The sequence below is a fragment of the Paenibacillus sp. PK1-4R genome, from assembly GCF_030369595.1.
Classification (GTDB): domain Bacteria; phylum Bacillota; class Bacilli; order Paenibacillales; family Paenibacillaceae; genus Paenibacillus.
The window spans coordinates 5888851-5910177 of sequence record NZ_CP126535.1 but is presented as its reverse complement, the minus strand read 5'-3'; the positions used below and the strand labels follow the sequence as shown (position 1 = coordinate 5910177).

Here is a 21327-nt window from a genome sequence, read left to right as displayed (position 1 = left end):
TGAGCAGAAAGGACCCGAGGAAGCGAAGCGGTCGCATTTATCCCCGGATTTCTCCCTTGCCAAAGGGTATGAAGGAAATCTGGGGGTAACGGCGATCCAAGGGTTTTCTGATCACGGAGTGACTTTCATGCGTACTTGGATCTTTCGTGGATATAACCTGTGATAAACGAGAGGAGTTAACCTATGAGTTACGTAATTGGTGTCGATCTTGGAACCAGCGCGGTCAAAACCGTGTTGGTCAATCGTGAAGGAAAAGTGGCATTTGAAGCATCCGAGGCATATCCGTTGTACCAGCCCAAGGCTGGATACAGTGAACAAAATCCCGAAGATTGGGTAGAGCAAACCATTCTTTCCTTGCGCAAGTTGCTGGAAGTGTCTGGCGTGCAACCTTCGGAAATCGAAGGATTGAGCTTCTCGGGCCAGATGCATGGACTGGTCTTGGTGGATGCAGAAGGTAAACCGCTGCGGAATGCAATCCTGTGGAACGATACACGCACAACGGCTCAGTGCCGCCGGATCGAAAAAGTACTGGATGGCAAGCTGTTAAGCATTGCCCGGAACCGTGCATTGGAAGGCTTTACCTTGCCAAAAATTTTGTGGGTTCAGGAAAACGAGCCTGAATTGTTACAGCAAGCATCCTTGTTCTTGTTGCCAAAAGACTATGTGCGTTATCGCCTGACCGGGGATTACGCTATGGATTATTCGGATGCAGCGGGTACCTTGCTGCTGGACGTTGCAGGCAAACAGTGGAGCAACGAGATTGCAGAAGCATTCGAGCTGCCAATCTCCCTCTGTCCACGTCTTGTGGAGTCGTTTGATGAAGTGGGCACGTTGCTGCCTGAGATTGCAGATCAAACGGGTCTGGCAGCTGCGACGAAAGTATACGCAGGGGGTGCGGATAATGCTTGTGGTGCCATTGGCGCAGGTATTCTGAGTGAAGGACAGACGATGTGCAGCATCGGAACGTCCGGGGTTGTGCTTTCCTACGAAGAGCGTAAAGATCTCGACTTCGAAGGCAAAGTACACTTTTTTAACCACGGAGAGAAAGATGCCTTCTATATTATGGGGGTAACGCTTGCCGCAGGATACAGCCTGTCCTGGTTCAAGGATACATTTGCAGCGGACAAATCATTTGATGGGCTCTTGCAGGGCATTGATCAGATTCCGGCGGGCAGCAACGGCTTATTGTTCACACCGTATATCGTTGGGGAGCGTACACCTCATCCGGATGCGAATATCCGTGGCAGCTTCATCGGTATGGATGCGGGGCACAAGCTGGAGCACTTTGGACGCGCGGTGATGGAGGGCATTACCTTCTCGCTGCGCGAGTCCATTGATATTCTGCGTGGTGCAGGCAAAACAGTCAATGAAGTCATCTCCATTGGTGGCGGTGCCAAGAACGAAGCTTGGTTGCAAATGCAGGCGGATGTCTTTAACGCCACGATTGTGAAGCTTGAGAGCGAACAGGGTCCTGCGATGGGTGCAGCAATGCTGGCTGCCTATGGCTGTGGCTGGTTCCCGTCATTGCAGGAATGTGCAACAGCGTTTATTCGTCCAGCGAAGTCCTATGACCCGAACCCGGAAACGGTTGCCGTCTATGATGGACTGTTTGCACTGTATCAGGAAGTCTATGGACAGACACGTAGTCTCAATGATCGTTTGGCTGAATACCGTTAATTCATTTATTTCACTACATTAATCTTGTGATTACATTAAAAGCATCCGCGAAGGCGGGTGCTTTTTTGTCGTTCATCAAGATTAACCCCATGAAAGGTTTACTTGGCCTGCATATCCGCATTCCGGCTCTGCATAGATTGAGAATAGAGGATTGTGATCCGTCCACGCATCGTGTGTCCGACGATTTTAATAGGTAGAAGCTTGAGCATGGGGGTGAAGCTTTGGATGGACATGAGGAACATGGAAGACCACATATTACCTTGTCGATGATCGTTCGTAATGAAGAGAATCGCTATCTCAGGCAGGCACTGGAGAGACATCGCCCCTGGATTGATCGGGCGGTAATCATTGATGACGGAAGCACGGATGGAACGGTCGCGCTGTGCAGGGAACTTCTGAACGGTATTCCACTCGTATTAGTGGAGAACGCTGCTTCACGTTTTGCAGACGAGGTAAGCTTGAGAAAACAACAATGGGAAGAGACGGTGGCGACCAATCCGGAGTGGATTTTGAATCTGGATGCGGATGAGATTCTAACCAGTGACTTTGGGGTGGTACGGGATCTGCTGCTCAGTGGCAATGAAGATGCGATCTATTTCAGATTGTTTGATATGTGGAGTGAGACGCATTACCGGGAAGATGAGTTCTGGCAGGCGCATGCCTATTACCGGCCATTTCTGATTCGTTATCACCCGGGGATGAGCTATGAATGGAAGGAGACACCCCAGCATTGTGGTCGTTTTCCGTTAACGATCCAGCATTGGTCCTATGGATGTCATGCTCCCCGGGTGAAGCACTATGGTTGGGCGCGGGAAGAAGACCGCATCCGCAAATATGAACGCTATCAAGCACTGGACCCTGAAGCAAGATACGGTTGGAAGGAACAGTACGAATCGATATTGGATCAAGAGCCACGACTGTTGGCATGGTTCGAGTAAGGAGAGGGGGAGTGAGCACGTTGAAGAAAGACCCGTTACGCAAATCGCAAGAAGAATCCCAACCTCTAATAGAGCTGAATTCACATGAGAAAGAGAATCAGAATGAGAAGCAACCTGAGAGCGAGAAAGAGAGCCAGAGTAATCATCGACCGTCCAGACGTTCTGATAAATTGCTGGAAACCCGCCAATCGGAAGAGCATGAAGCGTTTGAGCAAGAAAGAATACTGATCGCCAGCCCGGTTCGCCAGACAACTCCGGTGCTCCGTGAATTTCTGGATTCTCTGCATGCATTGGAACGAACAACAGTAAAGACGGATTATCTGTTTGTTGACGATAACGTGGAAGAAGCTGCATCAAATATATTGCGTGAATTTGTGCTTCAGCATGAAGGGACGGTTATTCATGCAGATGAACATGGTAGCGGTAGTCCTGACAACAAAGGGATGTACAGCAAGGATGAGGGAGGACATTATTGGCAGGATGAGCAGATTTGGCGTGTAGCCGGTTTGAAAAATCGCATATTGCAATATGCACGCGACAATCACTACGATGCGGTTTTCCTGATTGATTCTGACTTGGTGCTGCATCCGCGGACGCTGGAGCAACTTGTATCGAGTGGCAAAGACATTGTATCCAATATCTTTTGGACCCGCTGGCAGCCGGATGCCAGGGAAATGCCGCAGGTATGGCTGCAAGATGAGTATGCTTTATATCGCCGCGGTGGCAAAACAGTAGACGGAACCGAGACGGAGGACGAGGGCACGCAAACGACTGCTTTTCTAAATCAGCTACGGATCCCGGGTTGTTATGAAGTTGGAGGGCTGGGGGCATGTACCCTTATTCGCAAAAATGTTCTGGCAGCAGGAGTTTCATATGACCAGATTCCCAATGTATCCTTCTGGGGTGAAGATCGTCATTTCTGCATCCGTGCTCAAGCACTGGGTTTTCGTTTGTTCGTTGATACTCATCTCCCCGCATACCACATCTATCGATTGTCCGAACTGCCGGGGGTTTCCGCCTTTAACCGCAGGGCCAGACGAGGCGAAGAGACGATCAGTATTACCCTGTGTATGATTGTAAAAAATGAAGAAGCTTCCCTTGCCAGATGTCTGGACTCGGTCAACGGTATTGCCGATGAGATTGTAATCGTGGATACCGGATCAACGGATCGCACTCGTCAGATCGCTTCCAGATATACGGATCGTATCGTTGATTTTGAATGGGTGGATGACTTTGCAGCAGCACGCAACTATGCCTTCGATCAGGCAAAGAGTGAATATATTCTTTGGCTGGATGCCGACGATGTGTTTGAACCGGAAGATCGGGCGAAACTGATCGCGTTGAAACGTTCGCTGGACCCGGATGTTGATAGTGTCACGATGGATTACAATCTGTCATTCACAGCAGATGGCAAGGTCGCCTACAGCCTGCGCCGGAATCGTCTGGTGCGTCGGGATCGGCAATTTCGCTGGATTGGCGCGGTGCACGAATACCTCGCTGTAGCGGGCAATCTGCTGCATAGTGATATAGCGGTTACCCACAAGAAAGATAAAGAGTATACCGATCGGAATCTGCGGATCTATCGCAAAAGGGAACAGGCCGGAGAGGAATTCGGGCCGCGTGACTTGTACTATTTCGGTAATGAACTGAAGGACCATGGACAGCATGAGGATGCGGTGAAGTACTATGAGAAGTTTCTGGATACCGGGCTGGGCTGGGTGGAAGATCAGATCGCTGCTTGCCAGAAAATTGCGGATTGTGAAGCTGCACTTGAACGTCCGGAGCAGGAAGTCACGGCGTTGTTCCGATCATTTGCCTATGATTTGCCAAGAGCGGAGATTTGCTGTCGATTGGGTGGTTATTTTGCCGACCGTGAAGATTATCGCAAGGCCCTGTTCTGGTACGAACAGGCGACTCGTGCTGTACGCCCTGATGATCCTATGGTAGTGCTGAATGAAGCAGCCTGGACCTGGATGCCGCATCTGCAATTATGTGTGTGTTATGACCGGATGGGTAACCGTGCCAAGGCCCGAGAACATAATGATATCGCACTCGCCTATCATCCAACACATCCAAGCATGTTATATAACGATCGATACTTTAAAGATTTGGAGAAGGATAACGTATTGGAAAACGCTTAGGTTTCCGACGGAAATGATGCCTCTTTTGTGGAATTGAATGGGTGAATCAGCCCATGTTCCATGGAGAGGTTTTTTGCATTGTGATAAAAGCACATCATAGAGTTGGTGACAGACGCATTCACATTGAAATGGATTAATGTATTTCATCCAGGGGAGGATATGCTTTACAATAATGAATAACGGAAAAGCGGTGACCATGATTGCCTGTCTTCGGCTGCCGAATTGATGAAGCAAGGGGAACTGGATATGAATCTGATGGAAGTTCTATTAGAGTCGAGGCTAGTCGCGATTGTGCGAGGTATAAGCCGTGAGGCGGCAGTAACAGCTGGACAAGGTATGACGAATGGTGGCATCCGACTGATGGAAGTCACACTGAACACACCTGGAGCACATGATATTATTGCAGACTGGCGTGAGCGGCATGAAGGAAAGGCTTTTGTTGGAGCGGGTACGGTACTGAATGTGCAGATGGCAAAGGAAGCGGTCGCTGCAGGCGCACAATTTCTGGTGTCTCCTAATGTCGATCTGTCTGTCATTGAATATGCTGTAGAACATGGTGTCGAGATCTGGCCTGGAGCCATGACACCCACGGAAATTGTCGCTGCCCATGAAGCGGGAGCACGAGTTGTGAAGTTGTTTCCGATGGCGAGTCTGGGTATACCGTATCTGCGGGAGATCAAAGCTCCACTGAATCATATTCCACTGCTGGCAACAGGTGGTGCCACACTGGAGAATATTGCTGATTATTATGCAGCAGGCGCTGCTGCAGTGGGTCTGGGAAGTGCACTTTTACCACGAGAAGCCCTTGCCTCAGGAGATCATGAGCAGATTGCAGCATGTGCACGGAGATTTGTGGAAGCAGCCGAAGCCTAGGATTCCAGCATCAGATGAGGAATATGTATATTTGGGTATATATATGATGGTTCCTTTAAATTAGTTGTTGGATTAATCTTTATCATAAAAACCCATGTCGCTTAACGTGCCGTTCATTCTATTGTTTTATGATGGATGTATGCCAGAATTCGGAGAGGAGAGATGCCCTGTGAAAGCTAAAACAATGATAGGCGGCATGCTCGCCGTGGCCGCAGTAACGGCAGGTGGATTATGGAAGGCGGCGGTAAAGAGCCAGACACCCAAGAAGATTCCAATCACACTGACACCCCCAATGCCATTTGAGGATGTGACCTTTGAAAGTGGGGGAGGTCGGGTGCATGGCTGGTTCATCCCGGCCAGAGCCGACATTCCAAAACCATGGCCGCTCGTTATTATTGCACATGGCTGGGGCTCCAATCGCTCCCGTGTTCTTCGTTACGCACGTCCGATCTGGGAAGCAGGATATGCCTTATTTATGTATGATGTGCGTAGTCATGGGGCCAGTGATCCGGTTCGTGCTGCATCTGCCTACCTGTTCCGGGATGATCTGCTCGCGGCATTGCAGTATACGACTGCACGACCAGAGATTGATGCGGATGCCATCGGAGTGCTTGGACATTCTTTGGGTGGACTGGGTACGATTCTTGCAGTGACGGAGGGAATTCCTGTATCAGCAGTGATTACGGACTCGATGCCTTCGCAATTTGAGGTGATCGTCAGTTCAGAGCTGAGACGCCGGCGTCTGCCCTTGTTTCCACTGGCCCAGTTAATTCCGAGAATCTGGTTCTGGCGACTGGGTGAATCTCTGAAATCCTATCGTCAGCGTGATCCGGTGATGATGCTGAATGAACGGCGCAGGGGGATGCAACTGCCGATGCTTATGGTGCACTCCAAGGGAGATAATTTCATTCCCCCGAGTGAGCTTGAATATTTTATGTCCAAAGCCGATCCGCCTGTTGAACATTTATGGGTCAACAGCGGAGGACACAGTTGCTCCGAGGAAGATCCCGCCTTCTGGGATACCGTTATTCCCTTTTTGAAAACCCATGTCCAAGGTCAGGCGAAGTCGAATGATTCGTCTATAGCGGGTAGTTGATAAGGTAGAATCAGCCTACATAAGAGTGCAGGCTAACAGAGAAAACGCCAACGTGGTTGGCGTTTTTTTGCTGTTATTAGCAATATGCAGAAATTCACATTTGTAAAATTGCCCGGAAAACGACGATTAAAAAGGAAGCTTATGGTATCATAGAATAGACTGGCAATATTCATGCGAGGTTATTTGTTATGCTTCTTTGTATGAAATTGAAGGGAGAGGTCGAGATTTGAGTTTGAATTGGAAGTTTAATTTACGTTTGAAAATGTTCGCAACCAAAGCAACAACCGCAGCGATGGCAACACTGCTGCTTGCTTCGCAAACACCAGGTTTTGCAGGCAGTGCATCAGCCGCGCAAGCAGAGCAGTTGACCGAAGCGACAACGGGGGAAAATGAACAACTAGACGCAACGAGCAATGACGTGCCTGAGGGAGCGAAAATCTCATCCAGGCAAGCCAGTGAAAATATACTGAAATTATTTCCATTGTTAAAAAAAGCAACAATCTCATCTGCACGATTCGATTCACCTAATTCCTATCCACCGCCAGACTACAAGGCATGGGAGATCGGGTTTCAGATTACACAAGGAAATCATACGTCGGGATTCAGTGGAACTGTACATGCAGGCACAGGGGAAGTGTTAAGTGTACATTTGCCGTCGGATATCCTGGATAAACATGTCTCGGAATCGGATGTGAAGTTAACCAAAGCTGAAGCTGAAGAAAAGGCCGTGGCATTGTTGTACCAAGCGATTCCAGGTCTTAAGGATAATGAATATGCTCCGCTTGGAGATCTGTATTCTTCCATTGAACAAGAGTCATTGTTTGGCAGAACAGAGTATCGATACGGGTACCAGTTAAAACATGATGGATTGTTATCTGACGCAGAGACAGTCTACATTAATGTGGATGAAAGTGGTTTGGTGACAGGTTACTCACGAGGTACGATCGAAGCTAAGTATCCCTCATCGAAACCGGCAGCTTCAGAAGAGAAGGCCAGACAGCAGTTTGAAGAACAGTTCGATGTGGAACTGGCTTATATCGCCAAAGATCGTTTATCTTTCAAACAGGGTCAGCAGTATTACCTTGCATATACACCCAAAAATATCAGTATCGTTCCGATTGAAGCCAATACGTTGGAACGGATTAATACATTAACAGGTAAAGCTGTAGATGAAGATTCTTTGCAGCAGGATACGAAGTTGAAAGGTGATGTAACGCCTTTTGCCCCGGTCAATGGTACGAGGTTAAATGTTCAGCAGGCCGCCACTCGGGTCGCAACAAACTTTGATATTCCCAAGGGTTATAAGCTGGAACATAGCCAGTTGGGCAAGGGATATTACTCAAGTCCGAACAGTCAGGTATGGAGTCTGAGCTGGAGCGACCGAAGTGCGAATATGTCCTATATGTTCATGCGGGATATCTCAGCACAGGTAGATGCAGTTACCGGGCAGATCTACAGTTATACGATGATGCAACGAATGGGACCGGAGATGGAACAGGAGAAGCCGGCTGAGGAGAAGGCAGGCAAATCGTTAACCCGGAAGCAGGCTGAGAAACTGGCGATGGACACGGTGATTGCGCTAGTTCCAGACGCAACGGAGCAGTTCCGACTGGCTAACGTGATTGAGGTGGATGATGCTCGCACATTTTTGTTCCAGCGTTATCTGAACGGAATTCCGGTTAAGGAAGATACGGCACAAGTACAGGTGTTGAACAACGGGACGATTAACGAGTTCTATACGCGTATTGCGGCAACGCCTGAACAACTGCCGGCAGATGTTAAGCCAGCCATCAGTTATGAAGAGGCCAAGGCACTCTATCTGGAGGAGTTCAAGCTGATCCTCGCATATTCCCGTTATGGCGGATATGGTATGAACGGTGGTCAAGTCATCCCAGCGGGGGTGAATCTTGCTTATATGCCTACACGTGATGAGAATTCGATCTATGGCAACTATGAAGCGCTGGATGCGAACACAGGGGACTGGAAGCTTTTATACGGGGACACAAGCTCTGCAACCAAGGCTGAACCTACGGATATCTTGGGTCATGTGGCCGAAGCAGCTCTACGCAATATGACACAGCATGGCGTATTGCTTGCTGATGAGCAGGGACGCGTATTCCCGGATCGTGTGATCACCCGAGGAGATTGGTTTAACTATCTGGCAAGAGCGATTAATCCAAATATGGATCTGTACTACAGTGGGGACGGAGATGACAAGTTATACGCTGATGTGACACCTGACAGCCCTTATTATAAGGCAGTTCGGGCATTAATCGATCAGCGTTGGCTTGCCGGAGCGGACCCTGAACAGAATTTGAATCCGCAAGAAGAGATGACACGTGAAGAATTGGCAGTGTTACTTGTACGTATTTTACGCTATGAGAAGCTGGCCGGATTCTATACGTTGCCATCGGATCTTCCCAACATCGCGGATGCCAGTGCCATTACGAGTAAGGGAGCGGTTTCCCTGAGTCTGAAGCTGGGATTGCTTCCTTCGATTGAAGGAAGATTCATGCCTGCACGTAAAGTGACGGTAGCTGAAGCATCACAAGTATTGGAACGGCTGGCGAAGCTTCAAGGTAAGACAGATACGTTTATGAGTGGTAATCGTCTGTATTAGATGATGAACCACTCATATCGTGACCAAACGAATCATAGGATGAAGATAACGGGTAATCGTGATTCAATGAACTGAAGATCAAAGAGACCTTCCCTAGAAGGTCTCTTTGATTTAATTTTTACAAAAATTATATCATTTCAACTAACATTTACACGATAACGGAGAGGTCAGAAATAACTTGAGGAAGCGAAGCGTACGCATTTATCACCGGATTTCCCCATTTGAATAAAGGATCAAAAAAATCTGGGGATAACAGCGATCGGAAAGTTGTTCTGACATCGGAGTGTTCGTGTAAATATTCTTTAGTTGAAATGATATAGAAGAATGACGACAGAGCCTTTTGTGATACAATAGGGCGTGAGAACTTTGCAAAGAAGGGTGGGTTCCTTTCATGGGTAAGAACGGGAAACGAATTATCACCATACTGCTGGCAGGCTGTCTGATTGCTGTAGCGTTACCACGTACGGTTGATCTGGATCAACTGTATGCTGCATCAGGGACATCAGATATATCCACGGCAACAGATTTGCGCCAGACCTTGCTTACCGCAATGTCACAGCGAACGGAGGAACTTGTTTTTACATACAAAGGTAATGTGAAAGGCCTCAAAAAACAGTTACAAACCTCCATCGATGAGGCAATGAAGAGTGACCCTTATATCCAATATACCGTTAAAAGTTATGCATTCAATTATAAAGGCTCCAATGTGTCGGCCGAGGTCCATGTGACTCTCTCCTATCGGGAGACCAAGGAACAGACCGATTATGTGAATCGTAAAGTCACAAACGTGTTGAAAGAAATCATCAAACCAGGCATGACGGATCATGAGAAGGTCAAGGTCATCCATGATTGGATTGTGCTTAACCTTTCTTACGATACTTCGTTGAAGAAATATACGGCCTACGACGGGCTTGTTACAGGCAGTACCGTCTGTCAGGGATATTCACTGTTGGCATATCGAATGCTGGAGCGAGTAGGTATCGATAACCGGATTGTGGAAGGTACAGCAGGTGGGCAGCTTCATGCCTGGAATATCGTGAACCTGGACGGCAAGTGGTATCACATGGACACGACCTGGGATGATCCTACCCCTGACCGCAAAGGTAAGGTTAGCCATAGCTATTATTTGTTGAGCGATGATGAGATGGCACGTGACCATATCTGGACAGGCAAAAGCAAGTACCCCGCTGCGCCAGCCCCATATCGAGAAGCTTTATTAAAGCTGGTGAAGGCCGGAGATAGCAAAAAAGCCGCTTATCAGAAGCTGTACCATGCTCTGGACTATTCCCTGTATGATGAACAGGATGCCATCAAAGGCCATGCTGCGCTGAAGACCAAGGTTCAAAGTACACTGAAGGAAGGCGGAACCTCGCTCACGTTCAGGTACAAGGGTACGGAGTCTGGACTGATTGAAGATTTGCAGGATTTGTACCAGCTTGGCATGAAATCGATATCTTATTATGTGTCCAAAATGGAAGGTACTACGGATCTGCGCGTCAAAATTAACTGGACAATATAACAACCGATTGAACAGGATACTCCGCTTGAGGAGTATCCTTTTTTGTGTTCAATTTTGTGTTCAAAAACGAGGATTTTAGTGTTGTCTATTTTTTGTATATGTCGCTTTGCTATTCTAATCTTCGGCGTATGCCAACACTACGTACGAGGAGGATATGCAAACAATGAGGAAAAAAGTGAGCATAGTGATCATTGCTCTGTTACTGGTCACGCAAATGATGCAGGGTTGGATATTTACACCAACAATGCATGCTCAGGATGAATTAACTAATTTGCCAGCCAGTGCAATCAGCGATACAGCGTCAGAAGAAGGTTTGGCAAGTTCGGAAGAGGTGAACAACGTTGACGTTGCTGCCACTCCGGAAGAAGAGGGGGAGGGAAATCTCAACCAGAGCAGTTTAGCAATGGCAGCTGCAGGTCCGGTAATTACAGATCAATTGATTACCAGTGTGCAGATGTACAATCAGGCACCAGAAGACAACGGGAATGGCACGATTGAAGTCAAAGGAGATATGATCAAAGATATTCGACCACTCATTCAGGATGAGGTGGCCGTAGTCTTTACATGGGGACTTGCAGATGACAACCACAACTACAGCGATGGCTCTACGTTCACCTTTAACTTGCCCGATAAATTCATCATCGGATCGCAGCTTAAGGGTAATCTGGATGGCGGTGTTGGGGAGTATGTGGTGAATCCAGATGGCACAATCATCTTTACTTTTAATGAATTGATCGAGCATGCGAAGCTGGAAGGTAACTTCTACGTGTGGATTAAGTTCGATGAAAGCAAGATGGAAGATGGCTTGAAACAACAGATAGACTTTAGTTCCGTAGGGCAGGGCATCATTGATGTACATTTTGCCAACACAGCCGTAGATAAGTTGAAGAAATCGGGAAGCGCGAACAAAAATAACTTCAACTCGGATGAAATTATATGGACCGTAGATTTTAACCAAGGCGAGAAGGCTATGAAAAATGCTGTTCTTGCAGACACGTTCCCAGCAGAGCTGGAGCTCAAGGGCGATATCGAAATTCGCGAATTGGAAGTGCAATTGAATGGATCTGTAAAAGAAGGCCCAGTAATTAAAACGGAACCACAGTTTCCAATTCAATTGGGAGACACAGATAAGGCCTATCGTGTAACCTATACGACAAGTGTTAAAGCACCAACCACTGCTCCGTTCACCAACGTGGAGTATCAAAACCAGGTTGCGCTTACAACGGATCAGAGCGAGCACGACGAAACAGATATTGGCCGAGTTCGTGTGAGTTTTAATGAGCCTTTGAACAAGTCAGGGCAAGATAGTGCGTATGATCCGGTGACACAGACGATCACATGGAAAGTGCAATATAACTACAATCAGCAAGAAATCATGCAAACGAATGCATGGATTGAAGACCGCTTTGATACGGCAAAACAGCAACTGATCAACAATTCCGTCAAAGTGTATCAAGTGGACATTAATGCAAGCGGAGCGGCTTCGAACAGAATACTGATCAATCCGAATGAATACACACTCGAAGCGATGGGTACAGGGTTCGATGATGGCTTCAGATTACATTTTAAGAACGATATTACAAAGGCCTATGAGATCGAATATGATACACAATCCATTCATCGTGTTTATACAAACGACACCATTACGAACACAGTGAACATGTATGATGGTACTTCCAAAACAGGCCGAAGAGACATTCAGGAAGTCATTTTTGCAAAAAGCGTGAAAAGTGAAAACTTCAACACAAAAGAAATCGAATGGCAGATTGTTTTGAACCGTGATTTGCAGGACATGACGGATATCATCATCACGGATAATTACGAAGGCAGACACATGAAGCTGATTCCGGGTAGTCTTCAAGTGAGTGGGGTTAACAAAGAAGACTTCGAACTGACTCCAGACCCGGCTGATCCAACCTATGAAAAAGGATTCTCCGTTCGCCTGAAGGACGGCGTTACAATTAACACGGAACATGTCATTACCTATACAACAAGCTTTGACCCGACGGCAGGTATGCCAACGGATAATGAATATCGCAACTCTGCCAAGATCGATTGGGAAGAATCCAATGTAGCACAGACTGCGATTACCAAATCTGCTGTTGTCAAACCTCAAGAGTACACCATTCAAAATGGTAACAAAAAGGGCGAATACAGCGCCAAAGACAAAAAGATCACATGGACAATTGATGTAAACTACAACTTGTTTGATATTCACGAAGCCATCCTCAAGGATGCCTACACGGGTAACCAATCTTTTGTAGACGGTTCATTAAAAGTTCATGAGTTAGAGTTACAGGGAGCCAATAACGTTACTGCTGTAGGTAGCGAGGTTCCGCTCATACCTGGTCAATTCCAGCTGAACCCGGACGGTAAAGGTTTTACATTGGATCTGGGTAACATCGGCAAAACAGCTTATCGCATTCAGTATCAAACGAGCCTGGATGGACCTTATTCCGTCGAAGGCACGTATGCTAACCAGGCTGTTCTAACCGACGGTGAGGATGGTGAGGTACGCTTTAATCGATCAGCGAGCGTCACGCCAGTTCACGGTGGTGTGTATGTACAAAAAACAGGTCAACAGATCGGTACAACGGATAAAGCATCATGGACGGTAAATATCAATCCAAGTCAATCTTATATTCCAACGGGTTCTCAATTAACAGATACCTTGTCGGAGAACCAAATTTTATTGGCTGATTCATTGAAATTATATGCAACGAACCTGCCTGCCAACAATTCAGGCAATGTATCCAACAAAGCTGGGCTGGTTGATCCGGCTGATTATGAATTGAACGTGGAGGGCAATACATTTACCTTCACCTTCAAGAAAGATATCCATACTGCATTCATTTTGGAATATCAGTCCTATATTAATGCCGATCATGGCGCCCGAATTGAAAATAAGGTTGAATTTGCAGGCCAATCTTCTTCGGTGGTAGGGGAAGGCAATCAGGCGGGGATTAAAGTTTCATTAGCTGGAGCAGGTGGAGGTGCCTCCACAGGTTTAGGCAAAATCAGAATTCACAAAGTCAGTGATACAGGGGTTCCGCTGGAAGGAGCCATATTCGCAATCTATAATGCGTCTGGAACTACGCTTCTGGAAACATTGAAACCAACGGACGAGAATGGTGTGGTTGAAAGCTCCAGAAACTATCGATTAAACAATCTGACCAATGGTGTACCTTATAAGTTAAAAGAATTATCTGCACCTGCAGGATACTTGGTTGATCCTGAATATGGCTCTGTCTCAGGTAAAACGATTGAATTCAAGGATGCGGATATCGCTTTTGAAATTGAAAATAAAAAGATTCGTCAAGGCTTCGAATTAACCAAGGTGGATGCTGCTGACAGCACGAAAACGCTAAAAGGTGCAACATTCGAACTGTACCTGAAAAATGGTCAAACCAGCCAGTTAATCGATACGATAACTTCGGGTGAGGATGGAAAGATCGGAGCAACAGATCTGGAGCCAGGGGATTATGAGTTGATTGAGGTCGAGGCACCTGAATTCTATCAATTGGATTCAACGCCCATACCTCTTACCATTGTAACCAATCAAACTCAGATTGTTACGCTCACACATACCAATACGCAGGGCACAAATGCCAAGCTGGTGGTGACCAAAGTGAACGCCAAGGATCAATCCGTGTTAGCTGGAATTGAATTCGAACTGCGTAATGGTACAAATGCGGTGGTTGACACACAGGTTACGAATATCAATGGGGTCATTGAATTTGATAACTTGCCGTATGGCCCATATACATTGGTTGAGACCAAGGCAGAAGGCTTTGTTATTGAACAGCCGGAGACCCTAGTATCTATTATCAAACCGGAAACTCAATTGACCATTGAAAATAAAAAAAATGATCGTTCTGTGAAATTGATTAAAACCAATGCGGGTCGAACTCAGCACCTTCAAGGAGCTGTATTTGAATTACGGGCTCAAACTGCATTGATGGATGCAAATGGGAATTGGGAGTTCCACAAGGTAACAGGTCTAGATGAAGCTTCACTGACAACCAATCAACAAGGTGAAATTGTACTTAAAGACCTGGATATCAATAAATATCAGTTGGTTGAAATAAAAGCGCCTAACGGATACATGTTGGAAACAACACCAGTACCATTTGAAATTACGAACATACAAACCGAAGCCGTAGTTGTGGAAAAAACAAATCAGGCTATCCCGGTATCGGGTGGTGGGTCTAGTGGACCTTATAATCCGGGAACACCTACTACGGGTGTAACACCAGATCCGGAGAAACCAGTAACCCCGGAACCAGGAACGCCAAATCCATCGGTTCCAGGCACGGTTGTAACTGAACCTACAGAGTCTGGGGGAGGAACCGAAAGTCCGACAGATGAAGAATCCGGGGTAGTGCCACCGACACCAGGCGATTCCAACGGGGACGACACTGCACCTCCAGTTGGGGATACAGATGCACCGGATGGTGATGGTACACTTGCACCTCCTGCTGGAATGGATACAGATGGATCACAGGGCAATGGAAATTCTGCATCACAGCCAAACGGAAATTCTGGATCTCAGGGAATGCTTCCACAAACAGGTGAAGAGAGCACAATGGCTTACACTGCTGTGGGCATGATGCTGATGGCGCTAGGTAGCGCGGGATTCATGTACTTCCGCCGCAGACAACAGCTTCAACGCTAGATCAAAACACGCAGTATCTAAGATTCGTCGTGTGTAGATAAAAATACCCTTCTAGCAATCACTACGAAGACTTAGCGTCGACGTGTGAATATGCTAGAGGGTATTTTTTAGTGATATTTAGGAAGGATCAGGTCCCCGTAACATTTGGTTTCACTGCAATAGCTCTTACAATTAGGCGATGTGTTGGATTGACGAGTGGATCACAGGTAATCAAGGTAAGGACCTGTCCAAGCCCGGGATCCTCCAGCACAGATAAGTCAGTTGGCTCCACAACGGATATCTGATCTACCTTGTATTGGATAATCGTTCGATCTGCCAGGGTGACTTCCATTGAATCACCAATCTGGAGTTCTCCCAGACGATTGAACAGCCGGCCTTTTTTATGGGCGCGATGAGCTGCTATGGCAGCATTACCTTTGTTCCCGATACTGGTGGTTTCGACAAGATGGGTTGCAGCTACCTTCATATTGTCCTCCGTTGCACCCTCCAGAATCGGTAAGCGGACATCAATCTTGTCAATCGATAGTACCCCCAACGTATCCGAGGAGGCCTCTTGTACTGTACCTATATTGTCAGTAGTCGGCTCTGCAGAAGCTGCATCCTGTATGCCTTGTTCGAAGGAGTGATTAAGCTTAGACAAGCCGTTTTGCAATTGCTCCAGATCGTTCATGACACGGGTTTGCTGCCAGTCATAATACGTTTCCCGTAGGAAAGGAAAGCTGATGATCAGGATGCCCAGTAGAACGAGCAGAATAGAGAATTTTTTCATTATACATCAACTCCCGTTGTCTAAGAAAAATAGTATACCTTTCTCTATTCTACTTAAGGATCTATACAAAATATGGACAGGGACGAAAGGACGTACAGAAATGTTCGAAGGGGGAAGCCGCCCCAAAACAAAATATCCCCGTTTCGCCACAGTAGGAAAACTGCAACGCCACGGGGAGGTTTTTTAATATGTTAAATCGTATCCGCTGTATAAGTTGATAACAGCGATCGGAAGGTTATTCTGTCATCGAAGTGGCAAGTGTAAATATTGCTTCGTTAGTGCTTGTCACTTGGTGAATCGGTAGGTGTGAAATCACATTCCTTCAGCGGCACCACTTTGGTCTTTTTGATCCATTTGTAACCGAGCCACAACACCAGGAACAGGGGTACGCTCAGGTAGGCAACGATGGCTCCACTCCAGTCGATCTCGTCACCCGTAAATGCCTGGTAGTTCTGTCCGATGATCACGATGATACACAGGACAAAAGCAAAGATCGGCCCAAAAGGGAACCAGCGTGCACGGTAAGGCAGATCGCTCAGATCCCTGCCTTGTGCAACGTATGCACGACGGAAGCGATAATGACTGATAGCGATACCCAGCCAAGTGATAAAACCACACATACCGGATGCATTCAACAACCAGGTGTACACAATCCCATCGCCGAACAGGGAGGCAAGGAATGCCAACATACCAACAGCTGTTGTAAGCAAAAGTGCATTCATTGGAATGCCTTTTTTATTCAGCTTACCCAGGAAACGAGGGGCTTTACCGTCTCTGGCAAGGGCATAGAGAACCCGACTTGAAGCATACATGCCTGAGTTACCGGCAGAGAGTACAGAGGTTAAAATAACGGCATTCATCACGGAAGCTGCAATGGCGAGGCCAGCTTTCTCAAACACCAGTGTGAACGGACTGACACCGATATTTTCCAGATCACCTTTAAGCAGATTCGGATGCGTATACGGGATGATCAGACTGATCACGGTAATCGCCAAGATGTAAAAAATCAGAATGCGCCAAAATACCTGACGAATTGCACGAGGTACATTTTCGCGCGGGTTTTCACTTTCACCGGCGGCTACCCCGATAAGTTCGGTACCTTGGAATGAGAATCCAGCAGCCATGAACACACCAAGCACAGCGAAGAATCCGCCATGGATGGGCGCATCACCGATGGTGAAGTTGCTGAAACCAACCGCTTCTCCACCCATAATACCAAAGATCATGAGCACACCAACGGCCAGGAAGATGATCACAGTAGCGACTTTGATAATGGCGAACCAGTACTCGGACTCTCCATAGCCTTTAACGGACAACACGTTCAAGGCAAAGATCAGTACGAGAAACAATAAGCTCCATAACATGGACGAACTGTCGGGGAACCAGTATTTAATGAGTACAGTAGCGGCAGCAAGTTCTGCTGCAATGGTTACCGCCCAGTTGTACCAGAAGTTCCAACCCATGGCGAACCCGAGAGCAGGATCGACAAAACGTGCGGCATACGTATTAAATGAACCGGAGTCCGGCATAAAGGTAGCAAGTTCACCAAGGCTGGTCATTAGGAAATAAACCATGATGCCAACGGCCGCATAGGCAATTAATGCTCCACCAGGGCCTGCGGTTGAGATGGCGGTACCACTTGCGAGAAACAGCCCGGTACCAATCGAGCCACCGAGGGCGATCATCGTCATATGGCGTGCGCGTAATCCTTTTTTCAGGGAAGGTCCAGTTGTTGTTGGGTTACTGCGGTCTTGCATGGAAACACTCCTTCATTCGATATACTGATGTTTGCGATACTTGAATTCATAAACAAAAAGACCACAGGCATCAGCCTGCGGTCTTTAATATTTCAATGTCCGCACCATGTCCCAGATGATTAAGATAGCTCAACACAGAAGAATTCATACCTTTATATAAAGGAAATGTACTTCCGTGACAGTTCTGCGCCTTTCGACAGCAGCCCCAGCTCACCGGACCGTATAAGGAACGTCCAGTAAGCTTCGGCGGGTACACCTTTCGGCTGATCTCATAAGCGGCTCCTTAGCGCCTCCATCAGCGTACTGATCGCACCCGCGACCTCTACCTCACCATCAATGGATGAGGTGTATCTATTGTCTATGAAATTATGAACAACACAACTTAACACCGTGTGTCCTGTTTAGTAAACAGACAATCAGTATAACGCGCATGGTTTTCCAGTGCAATAACAATTGTTGGATGTGAGGTCTGAGAGAGGACTATTCCTCTTTTTTGTTACGGCCAGCCATCTGCTGCCATACCGTTCCAGCGGCCTGTTCGCCCGATTCGATCCGCTCCAGAGCCATCTTGGCTTGTAGGCTGACTTCAAATTCAGGATCATCGGCTGCAACTCGCAACGCTTGCTCTGCTTCTTCAGTTCCCACCTCATAGAGAAAACGTGCTGCACGCCAGCGTACAAGTTTACTTTTATCGGATAACGTAGCTGTCATTGCTGGAGTGGCGGCAGGATCACCGATATCAGACAAGGTATCCCCAGCAGTCCGGCGTACCGCAGGAGAACTGTCCTGAAGCGCTTCATACAGCAGTTCCATCGCTTCCGGTGTACGGATGTCACCCAGGTATACCACGGCCAAGCGACGTATCTGCATTTTGTTGTCATGTAAGGCATGGGCTACGAGAGGCAGTCTTTCTGCCGTAGGCTCCATGCCGTCAAATGCCGCATAGCGAACATTCCAATCCTCGTTTCGCAGAGCCTCTTCAAGTTCGGCTCCATCCAATTCACGGCGGCGCTCGACGAACTCTTCGGATTTGGTACCATGTTCAATGGCCTGTTTGATAACCTGCTCGAGTCGTTCCGGGGGATAAGCGGCTTCCAATTCCTGTTCGACTTCACGTGCGATGTCCGGTAACTCGCCATATCGAACACCGTAATCACTCAGTTTGCGTTCTTTGATCATCGTTGCACTGGCGACTTCCGTCACTGCTTTGACAAAGCGGTCCGACAACGAGATTCGTTCTTCCTTGACCCCGGCCTTGACCCTAATTTGCATCGGTACACCTCGGAAGAATTGTACAAATACCTGTGCTTCTCCGAAGTGCTCGCCTGAACCATCTTCGGATTCAATCCAGTCCAGATCAATGCCTTGCTGTCCAAGGCGATTTTGGACTTCGCCCAAGATAACGGACCAGTCGGCATTCCCTTTACGATCAAGTGCGACAAAGTCTGTTGTGTGGAACACACTCTTTACACCGGGAATATGAAGCATCTGGCGAATGAACGCCGGAGCAGATCGTTCGTTGTCCAGGGTATATGTTTTGCGAATTCCGTCCTCCAGACGTTCATCGAGATGTAGCATCATCGTATTTGGACTCGGTGTTGGTTCAATGGAAACAATATTCATCAATGTAACCTCCTATAGTACCAGATTCATCTTTCACTTCCCGTAAATTAAATCACACGGGTATTTCTCTATTTTACATCAATGTGTGGAATCTGCGAAATCATCCAGAAATGAAGTGGACGTGTCTAACACTTAATGTGAAGAAGTACGAAATTTGTTAACACTTCTTTCATGTTCACGCACAAACATTTTTAAACGAAAATTGGCACAATAAAGATAAGAATCAACTGGAGGTTATACCTATGGAACCCATTACCGTGCTCTCGGATGGAAAACGTCGTATTGCATATGAGAATATTATTCAATTGTTCAGGAACTGGATTGAGGACTCAACATCCGGTTCTGCGATAGAAACACATCGGGGAAGTTGGGAAAATGCCCGTTATTGTATTGTTGACTATCAGAATGCCGAAGAAGCGGTGTCAGCAGCAAATGCCATTCGGGCTTTTATGCCACAACTTCCGTTACTGGTCATTACGGATTTCCATTCCCTAATTCGGAAGCGTCACCTGCAACAGATTACAGGTACAGGTGAGATGAAGATGATTCTCTGGAACGAGCAAGACCCGAATCAACTAATCAAGGATATGGAAAATTGGTTGTATTCTTCGTCTATCCATAAATCAGAAATAGCCATACCACCCATCTTATCCATGAGATAAAAGAGGGATATGGCCAAAAGTGTTTAACTTTTTAATCGTTACGATCGTATTAGATCACATATTTATAGCCTGTTCCCCAAACCGTCTTAATATAACGTGGGTTCTTGGGGTCAGGCTCAATTTTTTTACGCAGACTTGAGATATGAACATCAATGGTACGATCCAAATAGGCGCGTTCGGAGCCTTTGATGCGATCCATCAGCTCATTGCGGGTGAACACTTTACCCGGATTGCGGTACAATTCCTTCATAATCTCAAACTCAATATGAGTGACCTCGATTTCAACACCATCCACAAACAGGGTTCTTCTGTACTCATTCACATTCACATGTCCAGTAACCTCTGCCTGCTTGTCTTCTTTTACCGGTTTATCCTTATAGGAAATGATTGATCTTCGCAGCAGTGCTTTAATCCGGGCATCCAACTCTTTCAAACTAAATGGTTTGCACAGAAAGTCATCCGCACCATTATGTAATGCACGAAGTCGATCATTCAGCATGGTGCTTGCCGAGATCATCAGAATGGGCACAGTGGAGTGCTGGCGAAAGGCTTCTACGAGATCATTTCCATCCATTTCAGGAAGCATGAGATCAGTTACAACAATATCCGGCTGGAATTGTGGAAACAGTTGAAGTGCCTCGCGGGCATGATGAACCCGTTCAGTGATGTATCCTTCCTCCTCAAGAAAGAAAGCAATCATGTCGGCCAGATTTTTCTCATCTTCTATAAGAAGTACTTTGATAGTCATAGGGTCACACTCCTGGTGAAAATAATATGTTAAGAAAATGCTAAAAAAACAAGGTGAATTGCGAATAAATGCCGCAAATTTTTTAATGTTTCTATCCCAAAATATAGGATGTATATGTAGAGAAAGAATACGCTTTTTGAATGAACTTCAATATTCTAGCATGAATGCAGTTTGGTTGCCGATCAATCAGAATTTCCCAAAGCTACACCAAGTATTAATTACAGTATAA

13 protein-coding genes, 1 pseudogene and 1 riboswitch are annotated in these 21327 nt (G+C 46.8%); of the genes and pseudogenes, 10 read left to right on the top strand and 4 right to left on the bottom strand.

Going from position 1 to position 21327, the window contains the following annotated elements; all coding sequences use genetic code 11:
- Positions 1 to 183: 183 nt before the first annotated feature.
- The 9 genes and pseudogenes from xylB to QNO02_RS25755 all read left to right on the top strand — a co-directional run bounded on the left by xylB (position 184) and on the right by QNO02_RS25755 (position 15539).
- Entirely contained in the window at positions 184 to 1677 is a 1494-nt protein-coding gene (gene xylB / locus QNO02_RS25790) for a xylulokinase (RefSeq protein ID WP_289390392.1), read from the top strand.
- 221 nt (positions 1678 to 1898) lie between these two features.
- A complete protein-coding gene (locus tag QNO02_RS25785) occupies positions 1899 to 2615 on the top strand; it encodes a glycosyltransferase (protein ID WP_289390391.1) in 717 nt (238 codons plus the stop codon).
- A pseudogene (locus QNO02_RS30430) lies at positions 2603 to 3244 on the top strand (glycosyltransferase family 2 protein); the annotation flags it as partial. The gene QNO02_RS25785 and the pseudogene QNO02_RS30430, both read left to right, overlap by 13 nt.
- 441 nt (positions 3245 to 3685) lie before the next feature.
- Positions 3686 to 4756 (top strand): glycosyltransferase, encoded by a 1071-nt coding sequence (locus tag QNO02_RS30425; RefSeq protein WP_206105823.1) that lies wholly within the window; start codon positions 3686 to 3688, stop codon positions 4754 to 4756.
- 246 nt (positions 4757 to 5002) lie between these two features.
- Positions 5003 to 5629 carry a bifunctional 4-hydroxy-2-oxoglutarate aldolase/2-dehydro-3-deoxy-phosphogluconate aldolase gene (locus QNO02_RS25775; RefSeq protein WP_289390389.1) on the top strand — a complete coding sequence of 209 codons (627 nt, stop codon included), beginning with the start codon at positions 5003 to 5005 and terminating at the stop codon, positions 5627 to 5629.
- A gap of 169 nt (positions 5630 to 5798) precedes the next feature.
- Positions 5799 to 6725: an alpha/beta hydrolase gene (locus tag QNO02_RS25770; RefSeq protein ID WP_289390388.1), complete on the top strand. Its 927-nt coding sequence runs from the start codon at positions 5799 to 5801 to the stop codon at positions 6723 to 6725.
- Between the two features lie 226 nt (positions 6726 to 6951).
- A complete protein-coding gene (locus tag QNO02_RS25765; protein ID WP_289390387.1) occupies positions 6952 to 9345 on the top strand; it encodes an S-layer homology domain-containing protein in 2394 nt (797 codons plus the stop codon).
- Positions 9346 to 9736: 391 nt separating this feature from the next.
- Positions 9737 to 10864 (top strand): transglutaminase domain-containing protein, encoded by a 1128-nt coding sequence (locus QNO02_RS25760; RefSeq protein WP_091038543.1) that lies wholly within the window; start codon positions 9737 to 9739, stop codon positions 10862 to 10864.
- A 163-nt stretch (positions 10865 to 11027) separates the two neighbouring features.
- Positions 11028 to 15539, top strand: coding sequence for a collagen binding domain-containing protein (locus QNO02_RS25755; RefSeq protein WP_289390386.1), 4512 nt, complete (start codon positions 11028 to 11030; stop codon positions 15537 to 15539).
- 127 nt (positions 15540 to 15666) lie between these two features.
- Here the strand turns inward: QNO02_RS25755 and QNO02_RS25750 are convergent, their stop codons facing one another.
- The 3 genes from QNO02_RS25750 to QNO02_RS25740 all read right to left on the bottom strand — a co-directional run bounded on the left by QNO02_RS25750 (position 15667) and on the right by QNO02_RS25740 (position 19688).
- Entirely contained in the window at positions 15667 to 16308 is a 642-nt protein-coding gene (locus tag QNO02_RS25750) for a class D sortase (protein WP_289390385.1), read from the bottom strand.
- A gap of 275 nt (positions 16309 to 16583) precedes the next feature.
- A complete protein-coding gene (locus QNO02_RS25745) occupies positions 16584 to 18065 on the bottom strand; it encodes an amino acid permease (protein ID WP_289390384.1) in 1482 nt (493 codons plus the stop codon).
- Positions 18066 to 18182: 117 nt separating this feature from the next.
- A riboswitch (Lysine riboswitch) is annotated at positions 18183 to 18398 on the bottom strand.
- 147 nt (positions 18399 to 18545) lie between these two features.
- Positions 18546 to 19688, bottom strand: a complete 1143-nt coding sequence (locus QNO02_RS25740) for a virulence factor (RefSeq protein ID WP_047841582.1) — start codon at positions 19686 to 19688, stop codon at positions 18546 to 18548.
- Positions 19689 to 19930: 242 nt separating this feature from the next.
- Between QNO02_RS25740 and QNO02_RS25735 the strand changes: the two genes are divergently transcribed.
- Positions 19931 to 20350, top strand: a complete 420-nt coding sequence (locus QNO02_RS25735; RefSeq protein WP_249913181.1) for a hypothetical protein — start codon at positions 19931 to 19933, stop codon at positions 20348 to 20350.
- 49 nt (positions 20351 to 20399) lie between these two features.
- Here the strand turns inward: QNO02_RS25735 and QNO02_RS25730 are convergent, their stop codons facing one another.
- Positions 20400 to 21098: a response regulator transcription factor gene (locus QNO02_RS25730; RefSeq protein WP_036668013.1), complete on the bottom strand. Its 699-nt coding sequence runs from the start codon at positions 21096 to 21098 to the stop codon at positions 20400 to 20402.
- Between the last annotated feature and the right edge of the window lie 229 nt (positions 21099 to 21327).

Bases quoted from the DNA above. Each gene is read 5' to 3' on its own strand.
- QNO02_RS25755 (WP_289390386.1), top strand. From the start codon at position 11,028: ATGAGGAAAAAAGTGAGCATAGTGATCATTGCTCTGTTACTGGTCACG.
- QNO02_RS25775 (WP_289390389.1), top strand. From the start codon at position 5,003: ATGAATCTGATGGAAGTTCTATTAGAGTCGAGGCTAGTCGCGATTGTG.
- QNO02_RS25730 (WP_036668013.1), bottom strand. From the start codon at position 21,098: ATGACTATCAAAGTACTTCTTATAGAAGATGAGAAAAATCTGGCCGAC.
- QNO02_RS25760 (WP_091038543.1), top strand. From the start codon at position 9,737: ATGGGTAAGAACGGGAAACGAATTATCACCATACTGCTGGCAGGCTGT.
- QNO02_RS25740 (WP_047841582.1), bottom strand. From the start codon at position 19,688: ATGAATATTGTTTCCATTGAACCAACACCGAGTCCAAATACGATGATG.
- QNO02_RS30425 (WP_206105823.1), top strand. From the start codon at position 3,686: ATGATTGTAAAAAATGAAGAAGCTTCCCTTGCCAGATGTCTGGACTCG.
- xylB (WP_289390392.1), top strand. From the start codon at position 184: ATGAGTTACGTAATTGGTGTCGATCTTGGAACCAGCGCGGTCAAAACC.
- QNO02_RS25745 (WP_289390384.1), bottom strand. From the start codon at position 18,065: ATGCAAGACCGCAGTAACCCAACAACAACTGGACCTTCCCTGAAAAAA.
- QNO02_RS25735 (WP_249913181.1), top strand. From the start codon at position 19,931: ATGGAACCCATTACCGTGCTCTCGGATGGAAAACGTCGTATTGCATAT.
- QNO02_RS25750 (WP_289390385.1), bottom strand. From the start codon at position 16,308: ATGAAAAAATTCTCTATTCTGCTCGTTCTACTGGGCATCCTGATCATC.